We start from the raw sequence: 15,943 nt of genomic DNA on the forward strand, positions 1-15,943 counted from the left end.
GTCCTATAAGTACTCCGGTGCTCACGTATTATTATACGCTCCGCTCCTCGTCTTAAGGACTCCTTGCTCTTTTTGAAGTTGATCTTCGTATCTTAGTAGGATTGTTGCATGGCTTTTATAAACGTCATTATAAATAATATATGAAACAAATTTTGGAAAAATGGAAACCAGCAATTAAAAGTTTGATAATTTGGAATGTTTGTAGTAAAAATACAAAAATCCGATTATTAATGGTTATTTGTGGTTTTTCTTTTCTTTTTTGCACTTTATCTTACAGATTGATAATCGTTGCTACGAATGTTTACGATAAAAATATTAATTCCTTTAAAAAAAATCATCAATTTAGAAAAGAAATAGTTGACCGAAACGGTAATTTATTAGCAGTTAACCTACCTTCTGCCTCATTATTCGCTAATCCACAAATAGTTCTCGATCCTGAAACTTCCGTAAAAAAACTAGCAGAAATTCTACCTGATATTAATAAAGCTAAATTACTTGCGGAACTTAAGTCAAATAAAAGCTTTATATGGGTAAAAAGGGATTTATTACCTAGTCAGCAGGAAAAAATAACTAGCCTTGGTTTACTTGGTTTTGAATTTGAAGACGAGCAGAAACGAATTTATACCTTTTCTAATTTATTGTCGCATGTTGTCGGTTATGTAGGTAGAGATTCGGTAGGGCTTAGTGGTTTAGAACTCGCTTACGATAAATATTTAACTAATTCCGATTATGAATTAAACGAACCAAAGAATCGAAAAGAACCACTTCAATTATCTATTGATATCAGATTACAAAGTATTTTAAGTGAAGAGATTGATAAAACTTTAAAGCAATTTAAGGCCATAGGAGCAGTAGGCATTATTGCCGATCCAAATAATGGCGAGATTTTAGCATTAGTAAATAAGCCTGATTTCGATCCTCATCATCCGAGTTTAGCCAAACCGGAAGAGCTGTTTAATATAGCAAGTCTCGGCATTTATGAAATGGGTTCGGTGTTTAAGGCATTAACTATGGCAGTCGGTTTTGATACCGGTGCAATAAATATGAATGATGCTTATGATATAAGCTATATGAAAGTAGGAGGATTCCAGCTTAAGGATTATACACCAAGGCAAGGGTGGCATAGTGTGCCTGAGATTTTTCTATATTCTTCAAATATTGGCACAAGTCAAATTATGCTTGAAATCGGTAAAAGCAATTTTAAAAAATACCTAAAGAAATTAGGTCTATTAGATCAGTTACAAATAGAATTACCTGAACGAGGTACTCCGTTATTTCCTTCCAAGAAAAGATGGAATGAGTTAACTAGTGTTACTATGTCGTACGGCTACGGCATTTCGATTAGCCCTTTGCATTTTGTTAGAGCAATGTTACCGGTCGTTAACGGCGGTACTTTATATGACCTTACTTTATTAAAAAGAAAGGATGAAAAAGTAATAGGTACAAAAGTTTTTAGTGAAAATACCTCTACCCAAATGAAGAAATTATTTAGATCGGTAGTAAAAGAAGGTAACGGTAAAAGAGCAGAGGTCAAAGGCTATCTTATAGGCGGTAAGACCGGTACGGCAGAAAAGCTTTCACAAGGTACAGGGGGAAAAAAGAAATATCTAAAAAATAGTAGAGCTTCATCGTTTTTAGGAGTGCTACCTGCATCTAACCCGCAATACGTTATTTTTATTAGATTTGATGAGCCGAAACCGACTAAAGAAAGCTTTGGCTTTGCGACGGCAAGCTGGACGGCTGCCCCTACTGCCGGTAGAGTTTTTGAGCGTATGATATCTTTATATGGTTTAGAGCCGATAGAACAAAGTGAAGAGGAGAGTTAAAAATATTACTTAATAACTATAGATATCGTCATTGCGAGCAGCCATAGGCTGCGTGGCAATCTCGTCAAATATCCTGAGATTGCGGACGTACAATTGCTATGCAATTTCCTCGCAATGAGGAGTATATAAGCTAAAAAGGAGGTTTTTATGTCAAAAAGTAAAAATATAACAGATAAACCTAGTATACCTATCCCACGGCTTAAGTCTTTTGATCCTACGATAACAAGAAATAATATTATATCAAAACAGCAATTTTTCTCCACCACAATTTCTGATGAACAAGAAGAATTAGAGCTTAGCGGTGATGATAAAAGATGTAATCCTAGTTGTTGTGAGTTATTATAGAGTCCATATTCATTTTTTAAAACTGTACAAAATGGAAAATTAATTTATATTTTGTATACAGGTGTCAGTCTAGTTCGCTTGACCACGGGATCCAGTTAAAATGACCATATAAAATGTTGTTTATATGGATTCCGAGATTAAGTCGTGGAATGACCACTAATTGTAGTATAACACAGTACAAAACACATAATAAAAAATTATTCATGTTAAAGATAAAACAGGAAATATATAAAAATAGCTTACAAATAATATTAAAATTGCTGTTTGCTTTGCTATGTGTTTTTATAATATTATTTCCGTTAGTGAGTTATAAAATAAATATTCAAAGCAGAATTTTTCCGGCGATGGAAATTATATTTATTTATTATTTTATGTCGTTATATTCCTTAAATATTTTTAGTATATTTTTTCTCGGTTTATTTATAGATCAAGTAAGCGGTATGCCTATCGGTACAAATTCGTTAGTTTTTTTGTCGGCATATATAATATATAAACTCTCTTCAAAATTTTTTATAGCTAAAAACTATTTGATAAATTTTGTTGTTTTTTGTGTTTATTGCTTATTTATATTGAATTTTAAATATTTACTAATAACAATCAAGAAACTAGAAGCAGACGGATATTTAATAATTTTCTTTCAATTTTTAACAACTATATTTTCTTATAATATAGTTCGTCTTATAATTGACTCTCCTATGAATTACTTTAAAAAGTATGCTAAATAAAAAAATACTACATGGTGAGTTAATTTCACGAAGGGCCTTTGTAATTGGACTCGGTAAACTCGGATTTTTATCACTGCTTGGAATAAGAATGTTTTATTTACAGCTTATTAAAAGTGAAGAATATAAGACTTTATCGGATAAGAATCGTATTAATTTCGTTGTACTTCCGCCGACTAGAGGAAGAATTTACGATTTAGACGGCAATATTTTAGCTACTAATAAACCATGTTATCAGCTAGTAATAGATAGGAGCGTTAATAATAATTATCGGGATGAATTAGAAATAATTAGTAATATTCTAAATTTATCTCCGGAAAAATATAATTATATTAAGCAAAAAATTAAAAAATCTAGTCGCCACACTCCTTTAATAATACTTGATCAGCTTGATTGGCAGCAAGTATCAATGATTGAAGAACAAAAGCATAAACTGGCTTCAATATTTATCTATATAGGATATTTAAGGTTTTATCCTTTTTCAAGCACTACTTCTCATTTAATCGGTTATCTAGGTCAAATAAATGAACAAGAGAAGCAAGAGTTAAATATACATAGCTTAAGCGATTTTAATATCGGTAAATCCGGTATCGAAAAATACTACGATAATAAATTACGAGGAGAATTCGGTTATAAAAAAGTTGAAGTAAATGCTTACGGTAAGCAAGTAAGAGAAATAGCAGGAACCCCTACTAAATCGGGTGAAGATATGTATTTAAATATCGATGCTTCTCTTCAGCAAAATATCCAGCAATATTTAAATCCTAAAGGTTCTTCGGCAATAGTTATGGATACTAGAACCGGAAACATACTAATTTGTGCTTCCACACCGGGTTTTGAATCAAATAATTTCAGTAAATTATCAGAAAATTATTGGCAAAGTTTAATGAGCGATCCTTATAAGCCTTTAATTAATAAGGTAATACAAAGCTCGTATCCCCCAGGTTCGGTTTTTAAAATAATTACCGTACTTGCAGCCCTTGAAGTAGGTATTAATCCTAATAAAACCGTTTTTTGTGACGGTAGCTCTGCTCTTGGTACTAATAGCTTTAGATGTTGGAATCATAGCGGACACGGGACGGTAGATATGATGTCTGCTTTAAAGCATTCCTGCAATATTTATATGTATGAGTTAGCCAGAATAGTAGGTCCGGATAAAATTCTTGAAGTCGCAAGAGAATTTGGTCTCGGCTCAAAGACCGGTATTGATTTAGCTCCTGAAAGTAGCGGGTTTGTACCGTCAAAAGAGTGGAAAAAGAAAAAATTAAAGCTTCCTTGGTCAATAGGGGATAGTTTTAATTTAGCAATCGGGCAAGGATTTTTAGGAGTAACGCCGATGCAGCTTGCAAGATTTATTACGGCTATTGCAAGTAACGGTAAACTATATACGCCTAGAATATTAAAAAACGATCCGGAATTTTATAATGTCAATATTAAGCCTGAAAATATCAAAATTATACAAGAAAGTTTGTATAATACCGTTAATGTTGCGGGAGGTACGGCGTATTATAATAGAATTTTAGGTGAAAATAGGCAGCTTGCCGGTAAAACCGGTACTTCCCAAGTACAAGGCAAACTAAATGCTAAAGACGATTTAAGCCGTGACTCTATTGCTTGGGAGAGGCGTAATCATGCCTTGTTCTTAGGCTTCGCTCCTTATCACGATCCTCGTTATTCCGTTACTGTTTTTGTTGACCATGGAGGAGGCGGTAGTAAAGCCGCCGCCCCCGTAGCTCGTAAAATCATGTCGGATGTGCTGGATAAGTATACTCGCTGAATTTAAAAAATTGGCTTCGTATACCAACTCTTCATATATTTATAATTTATTAAATATCAGTTTGTAGTTTGTGTCATAACGTGTTATTATGTGTCATGATGTGTTATTAATTTAAATATAGGTCAAAAGATGGCAAGACTTAACTTAACTATTCCGGATGAACTAAATGATAGTTTAACATGTTCAGCAAAAAGCTTAGACAGGTCAAAAGGGTATATAGCACGTAAAGCAATTGAATATTATCTAAAGGAAATACAAGAAGATTCGGAAGACGCTAAAATTGCCTTACAAAGAATTAATGCTCCTGATTTTAAAATTTACACTACTGATGAAGTTAGGGAGTGGTTAAAAAAGAAGAATGTTTAAAGTTATATGGGAAAATAAGGCACGTGCAGAATTAGCTGAATTGCCTTACCCTTTAAAAATACTTGATAAAGTAGAATCATACCTTGCTCAAAATCCTATAGTACTAGGGAAACCTTTAAAAGGTGAGTACAAAAATTTATATAGATACAGGTTTGGAAATTATCGTATAATTTATAGTGTATCTATTGAGAAATCAACAGTAACTGTTATCAAAATCGGTCATAGGGCTAATATATATTAACCTCAAACTACTCTACTTTCTTGTTAATCATCAGGTGGAGGCGGTAGTAAAGCCGCCGCCCCCATAGCTCGTAAAATCATGTCAGACGTGTTGGATAAGTATACTCGCTGAATTTGAAAATTGTATGTACGCTGCGGTTAAAAGCTTCAAAACCGATTCCTCTTTTTCAAATTGAGCTTCGTATACCTACTATGTGTTTTTATGCAATTATACCTTAGCTCATATCAAAAAATACTTTATTTTAGTTAGTAATTTATGTTATTAATAATTGAGAATTATTACAGAGGTATATATGTCTAAGAAAAAGCAGGACGATCAAATAATAAAAGAATTAGAAGAAAGACTAGCAAAACTTAAAGGTACTCCTCCAACACTTGAAGAATTAGAAGAAAGATTTGCAAAGCTCCAAGATAGACCTTATACCCCCACAAAAAAATCCGGTTATGACTCTGGTTATGAATCCGATGATGAGGTAGATAAGCTAGTTGAGAAGATACAATCCGAGGTTAAATTAGAACAAAAAAGTAAAGCTCTCAATGCTCAAAAAGACCAAGAAATACGTGATAGGCTAGATAAATTAAGAGAAGATAGTCCTGTAACACGAAAAAAGACATCTACAGATCTTTCTTTTAATGATACTAAATCAATAATTACCGATACTATAGATGCTCATGCAGATATAGCTAGTTCATATGCTAATCGATCTACTGATTTAGAGGAAAAAAAAGCATTATTTAATTTAGCTAATAATCTAACTGAAGCTAGAGATATTATTAGGGATACCCCTCCTATATCTAAAGAATATGAGCCTAAAATATTAGATGTTATTGCTAGAGGACTCGGTAAAATTTATGAAGGAATAAAGAAAATAGCTTCGCCTGCAGTTAATATTATAAAAGAAATAGGCAGTAGTCTTGTTAATTCGATTAAATCACTTCCTCAAAAATCTTCCAAACAACAAATAAAAGAATCTAAAATAAAATTAAAGAAGTTATATAAAACATATATTGATTTGAAAGGAGTAAAGCCAAAAATAAAAGAAGAGTTTCTTAAAAAACATTATGAGCAAATTGATCAGCTACAAACTCCTCAGGAAATATTTGTAGAAACTGCCAAAATTACTAAATCTATAAGGATAGCCGGAAGACAAAAGATAAATAATCTTAAACAACAACGAATTATTAATAGAATGAAGAAACAAAGTCCTACCGCTTTCATGAATAATAATTCATTTACACCGTCTAATACTCCTACTAATAAAGGAAAATCTTTGAAGAGCCACCAAAGGTAAATATACCAATATTTTTCTGTAGAGATGTTATTGACATTATACGTCACTGACGTATAATGTTTATATGGAATATATAGAATCCCCTTTATTTAATAAATTATTGAATTCATATTTTACAGATGATGAGTATGCAAATTTTTAATGGCACTTGTCACTACATCCTAAATCAGGGGATGTTATAATAGGTAGTGGTGGACTTAGAAAAATACGTTGGATGTCCAAAGGGCAGGGAAAACGTAGCGGTGTTCGTATAATTTATTATTATAAAAGTAAAGAAGAACAGATATGGTTATTAACCATATATACAAAAAATGAAGCTGAAAATATTCCGGCTTCTGTTTTAAAAAAAATAAAAGAGGAATTAGGTTTATGAACGTAAAAAGAGATATTGGAGCTGAAATTTTGCAATCGATTCAAGATATAAAATTAGGAAAAGGACACATAAAAAAAATAGAGACAAAAGAAGATATAGTGGATATCAGAAAGCACTTACATCTCTCTCAATCAGCTTTTGCCGTACTTATGGGAGTTAATGTAAGAACATTACAAGAATGGGAACAAGGAAGACGCAAACCTACCGGCTCCGCTATATCTTTATTAAAAATAGCCTCCAAATATCCTAAAGTTTTTATTAATTATTCTCATAATTAATAATTCTAACTTTAATTAGGATTATCCACTCCTTTCATTCCGTTTGTCTTAGCCTTATCAAATGAAGTATCTTTAATTGTTGCTTCGGTAAAATCGGCATTTGTTAGGTCAGAGTTACTAAAGCCCGCCTGATCAATTTTAGCTGATTTAAATATGCTATCTGTTAATATTGAGTTTGAAAAATCTGTTTTAGTAAGTATTGCTGCAGAAAAATTAGCCTCTTTTAAAATAGAATTTTTTATTACCGTATTTGTTAAATTAGCATTTTTAAAGATACTATTTGAAAAATCTGTTCCATTAAATACTAAACTACTTAAGTCAAGATTTGTTAAATTTATATTTGTTAAGTTAGTTATTTTTTGCAAATCTTTTACCGAATTTATTAGTATATTATTTGGTGGAATTTTGCTCGAATTATCGTTATTTAAAATAATATTATTAGAAACATTAGTATTAATAAAACCGGAATATGCTTGGTAGTTAATATTATTTATTTGTGAATTAGAAAGGACGGAGTTAATAACCGTAGTATTTGTTAGATTAGAATTTATTAGAGCTACTTGGTTTAAATTACCTAAAGTAATTTTAACATCTGAAAAATTTACGTTTTGTATTAAAGATTTAGAAAAATTTACATTATTAAATTGTCCGTTAGTTATATTTGAGTTTATTATTTCACTGCTGTTTAAGTCATTATTAATCACTATAAATTGTTTAAAATCATTATTGCTAAAAATATTATTAGTATAGCTTATATTATCTAAAGTAATATTTGAGCCTTTAGTTTTATTAATACTTACAAAATTAGCATTACTATTTTTTATTGATAAATTATTAAATTTGTTATCGTTTAGACTCATATTATTTAATATAGCATTATCGATTTTAAAATGATTTAAAACTGAACTGCTAATTGTACTATTTTGTAAATCACATTTAGTAAGGCTAATATTCTGTAATGTTGAATCTTGAAAGGAAGCGTATGAAAAGAAAGAGTTATTACTTTGTACGTTATTAAAGTTTACTTCATTAAAAATACTTTGTGTGAAGTTAGAATCCTTAATTATTACTGCTGTTAATTTAGTTTGACTTAGGTCGCTAGATTCAAAATAATTATTAGTAAAATTGGTGTTATTTATTACACTTTTTTCTAAATCCGTACCGTAAAATATTGAATTTGTTATATTAGTATTTTTAAAGCTATTATTCTTTAGGTTAGTTTTTTGAAAATTAACACCGTCAATAGTATTATCACTCCATAATACATGACTAAATTTAGAATTTTCAAAGTTGACATTTATTATAGTAGTTTTATTAAAAGCAGTATCGCTAAAATTTGATTGAACAAAATTTGTATTTTGTAATGTTATATTGTTAAAAATTGAACCTTGAAAGTCAGAATTATACCCGGAAATATTTTTTATTACCGAATCTGCAAAATTACTTTCTTGAATTATAGCATTTGTAAGTATAGCTTTTTCTAAATTACTACCTGCAAAATCAGCACGTAATATTTCACAGGAAGTTAAATCTATTCCTGATAAATCTTCATTTATTAGCTTTACTCCTATTAATTTGACTCCTTTTAAATTTGAACCAAACTTCTCTTTAAGGTTCACTTTAAGGTTTTTAGAATTTTGTGATATTATATAATTCCGAATTACCGTGCTTTGGCTATCCGTAAGTAATCCATTCGCATCACGAGTAGATTCGGAGCAGCTGCTTAATAACAAATAAATAGTAATTATTGATATGACTTTAAGCATTTGCTTCCTCATATTCTTCTTCATTTATTCTATTTGTAGGAGGTATATGTAAGCTTAATAATTTTAATTTACGATGCAAAGCCGATCTTTCCATACCGACAAATGAAGATGTTTTTGAAATATTATTATTAAAACGACTCATTTGGGCCGATAGATATTGACGCTCGAAAACTTCTCTAGCTTCTCTAAGCGGCATAGATAACATATCAAAACTATCTTCAAGTTTTGTAGGATTAGCACTATTTGCTAATATTTCGGAAGGTATCATATAAGGTTTGATAATTTCATTATTACCTGTAGTTAGCGGATTCATAATTAAAGTCCATTCAACTACATTACGTAATTGTCTAATATTACCCGGCCATTCATATGATTGAAGAGCAGCGATAGTTTCATCAGCAAAGTTACGTTCTTTTAAACCTGAAAATTTTGAAAGTTGCTTAACAAAATATTTAACGAGTAGCGGTATATCTTCTTTTCTCTCATATAATGAAGGTACTTTTAGAGAGGATACATTAAGGCGATAATATAGATCTTCTAGGAATTTGCCGTTATTAACTTCATCTTGAATATTTTTAGAAGTACCGGTGATAATTTTTATATCAACTTTAATATTTTTTCCACAAGGCTTTGTAATAGTTTGATCTTTAAGGAATTTTAATAATTTTACTTGGATAGGAATAGGAATATTACTGACCTCATCTATATATAAAGTACCGTTATTGGCAAATTCTAAGATAGTAGGGCGTTTGGTATTATTTTCCTGCTTTTCTGATTCGCCGAATAATTCTTGATTAATTTTTTCTGTAGTCATACAGGTAGGGCTGAAAATAATGAACGGATTATTAACCCTTTTAGATTGTTTATGAATTAACCTTGCTGCAAGTTCTTTACCGCTACCGACTTTACCATGAATCATTATACGACTGCTAGAGCTAGCTGTCTTTTCTATTTTCATTTTATATTTTAAAGTTACCGAACATCCGCCTACTAATTCAGTTTTATCTATAACTTTTGACTTTAAATCTATATTTTCACGTTTTAACTTTGTTACTTCGCAAGCTCTTTTAAGTAAAATAACTAATTTATCATTATTAAAAGGTTTTTCTATATAATCGTAAGCACCCATTTTTATAGCATTTACTGCTGTTTCTATAGTACCGTGACCGCTAATAATTATTACCGGCATTAAAGGATAGCGTTTTTTAATTATCTCTAAAATCCCAAGCCCGTCAATTTCACTTCCTTGAAGCCAAATATCAAGTATAACTGCAGAGACCGGTTTTTCGGAAAGTATTTTAAGAGCTTGAGTACTATTAGCAGCAACCTTAGGATTAAAACCTTCATCTTTCAAATTTGCAGCAATGAGATTTCGTATACTCTCTTCATCGTCTACTATTAAAACATCGAGTTGTGACATTACAATTTACCTTAAAAATATTAATCAAAGTCTAAATATATACGTTAATGCCGAATGTAAAAGAAAGCAACATTTTTTTATAACATTTTTGTCACAATAGCTATTTATAATGTAAAGGTTGGCTAAGATTACATAATATTAAAATTATTTAAGGAATTTTAATTAATTTTATTTGCAGTTTGTAAGATTGTAAGGGATTATATATAATGAGGGTACTGTGTGATATTGTCTATCATTCCTGCGTAGGCAGGAATCTAGTGCTTTTCTGTGTCACCCCGTGGCTTGACCACGGGGTCCAGTTACTAATAATAAAATTATTAGTATTATTAAGTTATTTTTATGGATACCGTGGTCAAGCCACGGTATGACATCGGACTTATACAACAAAGCCTCTAACAAGCAGTAAAACCGATTTTAAAAATTATGCTTAACATCTTTTTAATTATTATTTCATTATTTATTTGCTTAATAACCTACCTATTTATCAAAAAAACAGATATTTTTACAAATTTATTGATTTTAAATAGCTTCACGACTTTAGTGAGTTTATTTATTTGCTGTTTAGGCTTATACTCAGGCAATAGTTCATATTTGGATATAGCAATTATTTACTTTCTTTTAAGCTTTATAGCAACAAACGGATATTTAAAATATTTTATACATGAAGCAGATAAAAACAAAACAGATTGATATTATTATTTTAGGATGTGGCTTGAGCGGTATGCTAACTGCACTTTCTTTTGCACAAAAGGGTATAAAAACTACTATATTCGAGAGTAAATCGGTAAAAAGCCCGGAGTTTTTTAAAGACATAAGAACAACTGCTTTAACGCCGCATTCTAAAAATTTCTTATCCTCTATTGATATATGGGAAGAGCTTGAAAAGTTTGTGGCAAAAATGCAAGAAATATATGTAGTAGATAATAAGGCTTCAGAGATATTAGATTTACGAAATGACGATGACGCTGTACTTGGATATGTGGTTAAGAATAGTGATTTTAAAAAAATACTATTGTCAAAAATAACTAATAATCCGTTGATAACATTAATTGATAATAATAAATATCAAGAGGTTATAAGCCATAATAACTACTCGATTATAAAATTTGATGATAAACAAATTAAGTGTAGTTTATTAATTATATGTGATGGAGCAAATTCAAAAGTGAGGTCTCATTACTTTGCTAATGAAATTGAAAAACCTTATCAAACTGCTCTTACATTTAATATTAAGCATGAAAAGCCGCATGAAAATTGTGCTATGGAGCATTTCCTGCCGCTTGGTCCTTTTGCTTTGCTGCCTTTAAAAAATCAATATGCTTCATCCGTAATATGGTCAACTTCTTCTGATCAGGCTGCTTTAATTGTTAATTTGCCCGTAGAAGAAGTTAGATTTTTAACTCAAAGAAATGCCGGTAATTCTTTAGGTAAAATTACTATTGATAGTGAGATTAGTAGTTTTCCGCTAAAAGCTCGTATAGCAAATAGATATTTTCATAATAAGATAGTGCTTATTGCCGACACTGCTCACACAGTACATCCTTTAGCAGGACAGGGGCTTAATCAAGGCATAAAGGATATAGAGGTTTTGAGTATGATTGTTAGTAATAACGGTACATTACAAGAATATCAAAAGCTAAGGCAAGAGGATAATTTTATTATGTATAAGCTGACTGATGAGTTAAATAATATTTTTTCAAATTATTCTAAAAATTTAAGATGTTTAAGACAAATAGGGTTTAAGGCGATAAATAATTTTAAGCCTATTAAAAACTTGATTACTAGCTATGCGATGGGGAGACGATAAGATGTTAATTTTTGTTGTCATACCGTGGCTTGACCACGGTATCCAGTCTTTTTTAATTGTTTTATGGACCCCGTGGTCAAGCCACGGGGTGACACTAGATAGGTAACTTATGCAAAATGAAATAAAAAAAGTTTGTGTTATCGGTTCGGGAGTAATGGGTTCAGGGATTGCAGCGTTAATTGCTAATTCCTCTCATAAAGTAGTGCTGCTTGATATTATCGCTAAAGATTCCGATGATCCGAATAAAATAGTTAAAACCGCTAAAGAAAATTTGCATAAACAAAAACCTCCTTCTTTGTCTTTTCCGGATAAAGTAAATTTCATTACCATCGGCAATTTAGAACATGATTTAGAATTAATTAGGGATTGTGATTTAGTAATTGAAGTTATTGTTGAGAAGCTAGAAATCAAACACCAATTATATAATAAAATTATTCCTTATCTTAAAGAAGATGCAATTATTGCTTCTAATACCCTCTACATTACCTCTTAAAAGACTCAAAGAGAATTTACCGGATAATATTAAATCTAGATTCGTTATTACGCATTTCTTCAATCCGTCAAGATATATGGAACTGCTTGAGTTAATTATAGACCATACGGTAAAGTTTGAAGTAATAGAAAGAGTATCAGGATTCTTAACGAAAACGCTTGGTAAGACTATAGTAAAATGTAATGATACGCCTGGCTTTATTGCTAATAGAGTAGGGTGTTTTTTACTTGAATTAGTAGCTCGCAAAGCGATAAGTCAAAAGCTTGATTTTGTAGCTTTAGATAAAATATTTACTACATGTTTGGGGTTGCCGAGTACCGGAATTTTTGGTTTATATGATCTAATCGGGTATGACGTAATGAAGTTAATATCAAGCTCATTACTTGTCGCCCTTCCTGCAAATGATGCTTATCATAAAATATATGTAAATACTCCTATTCTCGATAAGATGATAGAGAAGAAGTTAATTGGACGTAAGGGTGAAGGTGGGTTTTATCGTTTATCGGTATCAAACGGCAAAAAGATTAAAGAAGTTATCAATATAAACGATTTATCATATAGTCCTGTTCAAAAAGTAGATATTTCATTTAATAATCTTGATGAGTTACTAGCTAGTGATTCGGTTTACGGTAAATTTTTTACTGAAATTATAACGGAATTTTATGTTTATTTAGCAAGTTTAGTACCATCTGTAACCGATAATATCTATGATATCGATGCTGCTATGAAGCTTGGTTACAGCTGGAAATACGGTCCATTTGAATTATTGACCATAGCAGCTAAAGACGGCTGGAATTCGGTAATTAAAAATGCCGATTTAATTCATATCCTACTTCCGCAATATTTAGGCAATAAAGAATATCAAAAAATCGATAAACAAAAATTTAATTCTCACAAAGATATTTTACAAGAAAGTCAGATAGTATTAGAAAACGATTCTGCAAAGCTAATAAATTATCGTGAGAATTTCATTTTTGTTATTACTACAAAAATGAATTGTTTAAATCATAATGTGTTTTATTTACTGCAAGAAGCAGCAAGTAAAGCCGAAAATGACGGCAAAAATCTTTATATTTATCCGCTAGGAAATAATTTTTCTGCCGGTGCGGATTTAAAGCTTCTTCTTTCTTATATTGAAGACGGTAATTTTCATGATCTAGAGAATTTACTAAAGCTGGGACAATAAACTATGCTGCACTTAAAATATTCTGGGGTTCATATTATTAGTTGTGCTAAAGGAGTAGCACTTGGCGTAGGGTGTGAGCTGCTATTGCACTCAAGCTATATTGTGGCAAATCAGGAACTTAACGCCGGACTTGTAGAACTTGGAGTCGGTTTAATACCGGGATGGGGCGGTGTTACTGAAATGTTTGTACGAAGCAAGGGAGATAAAGCTAAATTAATTAGAAATATCAGAAATATTATAGAGCAGAACAAAACAAGTTCAGCCGATTACTTTAAGTCAGATTATGATGTAGAGAATATGCACGTAAATATGAATAAGTATTATATTTTAGATGAAGCTTTAAAATTAAAACCTATCTAAAAAGATAGTACCGATTCCGCATAAAATTACTTTGCCTAAAATAAATTTAGTAATAGAAATAGATACATCAAAATATAACGATCTACAAGATAAGGTACTTAGCAAATTCCAAAATATTATTGATAAACATTCTGAAACAAATGAAGAAGAGCTACTTTCTTATGAGCGGAAAATATTTTTAGAACTTGCAAAAGATCCAAAAACGATCGAGAAGCTGAAAGTGATTGTGAAGTGAAGGATTATTAAGATATTCTGAATTCTTTATTGTGGTTATGAGATCTTGAAATAATATAAAAAATGGATTAAAATTTGAAATATTAATATAAATAAAAAATTATTATGCCGGTAATTAGTCGTTTTTTTGGGATAATAATTATGATGTACTATAGAGACCATAATCCTCCTCATTTTCATGCTAAATATGGTGATTATGAAGTAATAATTTCACTAAACGGTAAAATATTAGAAGGTAAATTTCCTAAAAGAGCTTTGCAATTAGTTACAGAATGGTTAAATATCCATAAAGAAGAACTAATAGATAATTGGAATAAAACGCAAAATGGTGAACCATTAAATTCTATAGCCCCGTTGGAGTAAAAATGTTGCATGTAATATCTGTAAGTTATATTGATGATTATTATTTAGAATTAGTTTTTGATGATGGAACAAAAGGTATTATAAACCTATATCCACATCTTAAAGGCTCAATTTTTGAACCGCTTCAAGATAAAAATTTATTTAATAAAGTGACGATAGATGAAGAATTGCAAACTATTAGTTGGTCTAACGGGGCAGATTTTGCTCCGGAATTTTTAAAGGCGAATTTAGATTCTGCTTGAGATTGCTAAAAGTAACCTAACTCATAAGAATAATGAATTTTATATAGCTGATAAATAATACCATATATAGTTGAGAGCAAATTAATTATGGTTCTGCTCCGATAAATTCTGTAAAATAATGCAAGGCTTCAAAATACCTATTATAATTATATAGTAGATTGCCTATTTTATTATAAACTATAGTTAATTTCCTATCGAAAGCTAAGGCATTAACATATTTTAACATAGCATCGATATAATAGCCTGCTTCCTTCATATGCTAAACTTTCTTTATATAGTTCTGTTGCATTCATAGTTTACATTTCACTTGATCGTCTGTGTTTCCTAAAGTAGTTAGTGCATCTTCTTCAAGAATTTTATACAGGTCTATTTTTTGCCAATATTGAACAAATCCCTCTTTAACGGGAAGCCATAAATGTGGATGAGGCGGTATTTCCTCTGCTAAATAAGTTGTTAAAATTTTCAATGCTTGCTCTTGCTTGTGATCTCCAAGTTTTATCTTATTAGTTTGGACTAAATTTTTTAATGTACTTATTTCTTTGGCAGTAGCATATCTTACATCTAAATAATCGACATCGCTATTTTTTAAATTTTCATTACTCAACAACGTAGATATATAATAGGAAGCTGCTTTTCTAAATATATCAAGTTTTAATACTATTTCACCGTCACAACTATTATTGCCTACATATGAAATCCATATATCTGCTATAGGATTTACTATAGCAAAAGTTACATTATCATCAAATATATTTGCTTCTTCTCTTCCATAATAAGCATTTGTAGTAGAATAGGCGATAATAATTCTCCCTAAAACATAAGCATCTTTGACTTTTGTAATTTTTATCATACA

The 15,943-nt window shown here is 30.6% G+C and carries 17 protein-coding genes and 1 pseudogene; 14 read left to right on the top strand and 4 right to left on the bottom strand.

Features of this window, described 5'->3' with window-relative positions; translation table 11 throughout:
• Nucleotides 1-140: 140 nt before the first annotated feature.
• The 9 genes from ACE38Q_RS02905 to ACE38Q_RS02945 all read left to right on the top strand — a co-directional run bounded on the left by ACE38Q_RS02905 (nucleotide 141) and on the right by ACE38Q_RS02945 (nucleotide 7,219).
• A complete protein-coding gene (locus tag ACE38Q_RS02905) occupies nucleotides 141-1,826 on the top strand; it encodes a peptidoglycan D,D-transpeptidase FtsI family protein (RefSeq protein WP_500190035.1) in 1,686 nt (561 codons plus the stop codon).
• Nucleotides 1,827-1,973: 147 nt separating this feature from the next.
• Complete coding sequence (locus ACE38Q_RS02910) at nucleotides 1,974-2,171, top strand: hypothetical protein (RefSeq protein ID WP_500190036.1); 198 nt, start codon at nucleotides 1,974-1,976, stop codon at nucleotides 2,169-2,171.
• Between the two features lie 203 nt (nucleotides 2,172-2,374).
• On the top strand, nucleotides 2,375-2,896 hold the full coding sequence (locus ACE38Q_RS02915) for a hypothetical protein (protein ID WP_500191230.1): 522 nt from the start codon (nucleotides 2,375-2,377) through the stop codon (nucleotides 2,894-2,896).
• Nucleotides 2,886-4,670, top strand: coding sequence for a penicillin-binding protein 2 (gene mrdA / locus ACE38Q_RS02920; RefSeq protein WP_500190037.1), 1,785 nt, complete (start codon nucleotides 2,886-2,888; stop codon nucleotides 4,668-4,670). Before ACE38Q_RS02915 ends, mrdA begins: the two co-directional genes overlap by 11 nt.
• Before the next feature lie 129 nt (nucleotides 4,671-4,799).
• Nucleotides 4,800-5,036: a hypothetical protein gene (locus ACE38Q_RS02925; RefSeq protein WP_500190038.1), complete on the top strand. Its 237-nt coding sequence runs from the start codon at nucleotides 4,800-4,802 to the stop codon at nucleotides 5,034-5,036.
• Nucleotides 5,029-5,277, top strand: a complete 249-nt coding sequence (locus ACE38Q_RS02930) for a type II toxin-antitoxin system RelE family toxin (protein ID WP_011271224.1) — start codon at nucleotides 5,029-5,031, stop codon at nucleotides 5,275-5,277. The genes ACE38Q_RS02925 and ACE38Q_RS02930 overlap by 8 nt, the downstream gene beginning before the upstream one ends.
• 292 nt (nucleotides 5,278-5,569) lie before the next feature.
• Nucleotides 5,570-6,568: a hypothetical protein gene (locus ACE38Q_RS02935; RefSeq protein ID WP_500190039.1), complete on the top strand. Its 999-nt coding sequence runs from the start codon at nucleotides 5,570-5,572 to the stop codon at nucleotides 6,566-6,568.
• 148 nt (nucleotides 6,569-6,716) lie between these two features.
• On the top strand, nucleotides 6,717-6,941 hold the full coding sequence (locus ACE38Q_RS02940) for a transcriptional regulator (protein ID WP_500190040.1): 225 nt from the start codon (nucleotides 6,717-6,719) through the stop codon (nucleotides 6,939-6,941).
• Nucleotides 6,938-7,219 carry a helix-turn-helix domain-containing protein gene (locus tag ACE38Q_RS02945; RefSeq protein WP_500190041.1) on the top strand — a complete coding sequence of 94 codons (282 nt, stop codon included), beginning with the start codon at nucleotides 6,938-6,940 and terminating at the stop codon, nucleotides 7,217-7,219. Before ACE38Q_RS02940 ends, ACE38Q_RS02945 begins: the two co-directional genes overlap by 4 nt.
• Nucleotides 7,220-7,230: 11 nt before the next feature.
• Here ACE38Q_RS02945 and ACE38Q_RS02950 read toward each other — a convergent pair whose 3' ends face one another.
• Both ACE38Q_RS02950 and ACE38Q_RS02955 read right to left on the bottom strand, forming a co-directional pair.
• Nucleotides 7,231-8,985 carry a pentapeptide repeat-containing protein gene (locus ACE38Q_RS02950; RefSeq protein WP_500190042.1) on the bottom strand — a complete coding sequence of 585 codons (1,755 nt, stop codon included), beginning with the start codon at nucleotides 8,983-8,985 and terminating at the stop codon, nucleotides 7,231-7,233.
• A complete protein-coding gene (locus tag ACE38Q_RS02955; RefSeq protein ID WP_500190043.1) occupies nucleotides 8,978-10,405 on the bottom strand; it encodes a sigma-54-dependent transcriptional regulator in 1,428 nt (475 codons plus the stop codon). The genes ACE38Q_RS02950 and ACE38Q_RS02955 overlap by 8 nt, the downstream gene beginning before the upstream one ends.
• A gap of 423 nt (nucleotides 10,406-10,828) precedes the next feature.
• On the opposite strand from ACE38Q_RS02955, the gene ACE38Q_RS02960 reads away from it, so the two are divergent.
• The 5 genes and pseudogenes from ACE38Q_RS02960 (at nucleotide 10,829) to ACE38Q_RS02980 (ending at nucleotide 15,090) form a co-directional block, all read left to right on the top strand.
• Nucleotides 10,829-11,095: a monovalent cation/H+ antiporter complex subunit F gene (locus tag ACE38Q_RS02960; protein ID WP_039595101.1), complete on the top strand. Its 267-nt coding sequence runs from the start codon at nucleotides 10,829-10,831 to the stop codon at nucleotides 11,093-11,095.
• Complete coding sequence (ubiH, locus tag ACE38Q_RS02965; protein ID WP_500190044.1) at nucleotides 11,067-12,212, top strand: 2-octaprenyl-6-methoxyphenyl hydroxylase; 1,146 nt, start codon at nucleotides 11,067-11,069, stop codon at nucleotides 12,210-12,212. Before ACE38Q_RS02960 ends, ubiH begins: the two co-directional genes overlap by 29 nt.
• A gap of 109 nt (nucleotides 12,213-12,321) precedes the next feature.
• Nucleotides 12,322-14,486: pseudogene (locus ACE38Q_RS02970) on the top strand (3-hydroxyacyl-CoA dehydrogenase/enoyl-CoA hydratase family protein).
• Between the two features lie 140 nt (nucleotides 14,487-14,626).
• Nucleotides 14,627-14,848, top strand: a complete 222-nt coding sequence (locus ACE38Q_RS02975; RefSeq protein ID WP_500190045.1) for a DUF4160 domain-containing protein — start codon at nucleotides 14,627-14,629, stop codon at nucleotides 14,846-14,848.
• 2 nt (nucleotides 14,849-14,850) lie between these two features.
• A complete protein-coding gene (locus ACE38Q_RS02980; RefSeq protein WP_040255893.1) occupies nucleotides 14,851-15,090 on the top strand; it encodes a DUF2442 domain-containing protein in 240 nt (79 codons plus the stop codon).
• 85 nt (nucleotides 15,091-15,175) lie between these two features.
• Here the strand turns inward: ACE38Q_RS02980 and ACE38Q_RS02985 are convergent, their stop codons facing one another.
• On the bottom strand, nucleotides 15,176-15,346 hold the full coding sequence (locus tag ACE38Q_RS02985; protein ID WP_500190046.1) for a hypothetical protein: 171 nt from the start codon (nucleotides 15,344-15,346) through the stop codon (nucleotides 15,176-15,178).
• Between the two features lie 33 nt (nucleotides 15,347-15,379).
• Nucleotides 15,380-15,940: a hypothetical protein gene (locus tag ACE38Q_RS02990; protein ID WP_500190047.1), complete on the bottom strand. Its 561-nt coding sequence runs from the start codon at nucleotides 15,938-15,940 to the stop codon at nucleotides 15,380-15,382.
• Nucleotides 15,941-15,943: the final 3 nt, after the last annotated feature.

The sequence above is a fragment of the Rickettsia endosymbiont of Thecocarcelia acutangulata genome, assembly GCF_964263195.1.
Taxonomy (GTDB): Bacteria; Pseudomonadota; Alphaproteobacteria; order Rickettsiales; family Rickettsiaceae; genus Rickettsia; species Rickettsia felis.

Excerpts from the sequence above, each read along its gene's own strand:
- ACE38Q_RS02905 (WP_500190035.1), top strand. The coding sequence starts at position 141 with ATGAAACAAATTTTGGAAAAATGGAAACCAGCAATTAAAAGTTTGATA.
- ACE38Q_RS02910 (WP_500190036.1), top strand. The coding sequence starts at position 1,974 with ATGTCAAAAAGTAAAAATATAACAGATAAACCTAGTATACCTATCCCA.
- ACE38Q_RS02915 (WP_500191230.1), top strand. The coding sequence starts at position 2,375 with ATGTTAAAGATAAAACAGGAAATATATAAAAATAGCTTACAAATAATA.
- mrdA (WP_500190037.1), top strand. The coding sequence starts at position 2,886 with ATGCTAAATAAAAAAATACTACATGGTGAGTTAATTTCACGAAGGGCC.
- ACE38Q_RS02925 (WP_500190038.1), top strand. The coding sequence starts at position 4,800 with ATGGCAAGACTTAACTTAACTATTCCGGATGAACTAAATGATAGTTTA.
- ACE38Q_RS02930 (WP_011271224.1), top strand. The coding sequence starts at position 5,029 with ATGTTTAAAGTTATATGGGAAAATAAGGCACGTGCAGAATTAGCTGAA.
- ACE38Q_RS02935 (WP_500190039.1), top strand. The coding sequence starts at position 5,570 with ATGTCTAAGAAAAAGCAGGACGATCAAATAATAAAAGAATTAGAAGAA.
- ACE38Q_RS02945 (WP_500190041.1), top strand. The coding sequence starts at position 6,938 with ATGAACGTAAAAAGAGATATTGGAGCTGAAATTTTGCAATCGATTCAA.
- ACE38Q_RS02950 (WP_500190042.1), bottom strand. The coding sequence starts at position 8,985 with ATGCTTAAAGTCATATCAATAATTACTATTTATTTGTTATTAAGCAGC.
- ACE38Q_RS02955 (WP_500190043.1), bottom strand. The coding sequence starts at position 10,405 with ATGTCACAACTCGATGTTTTAATAGTAGACGATGAAGAGAGTATACGA.
- ACE38Q_RS02960 (WP_039595101.1), top strand. The coding sequence starts at position 10,829 with ATGCTTAACATCTTTTTAATTATTATTTCATTATTTATTTGCTTAATA.
- ubiH (WP_500190044.1), top strand. The coding sequence starts at position 11,067 with ATGAAGCAGATAAAAACAAAACAGATTGATATTATTATTTTAGGATGT.
- ACE38Q_RS02975 (WP_500190045.1), top strand. The coding sequence starts at position 14,627 with ATGATGTACTATAGAGACCATAATCCTCCTCATTTTCATGCTAAATAT.
- ACE38Q_RS02980 (WP_040255893.1), top strand. The coding sequence starts at position 14,851 with ATGTTGCATGTAATATCTGTAAGTTATATTGATGATTATTATTTAGAA.
- ACE38Q_RS02985 (WP_500190046.1), bottom strand. The coding sequence starts at position 15,346 with ATGAAGGAAGCAGGCTATTATATCGATGCTATGTTAAAATATGTTAAT.
- ACE38Q_RS02990 (WP_500190047.1), bottom strand. The coding sequence starts at position 15,940 with ATGATAAAAATTACAAAAGTCAAAGATGCTTATGTTTTAGGGAGAATT.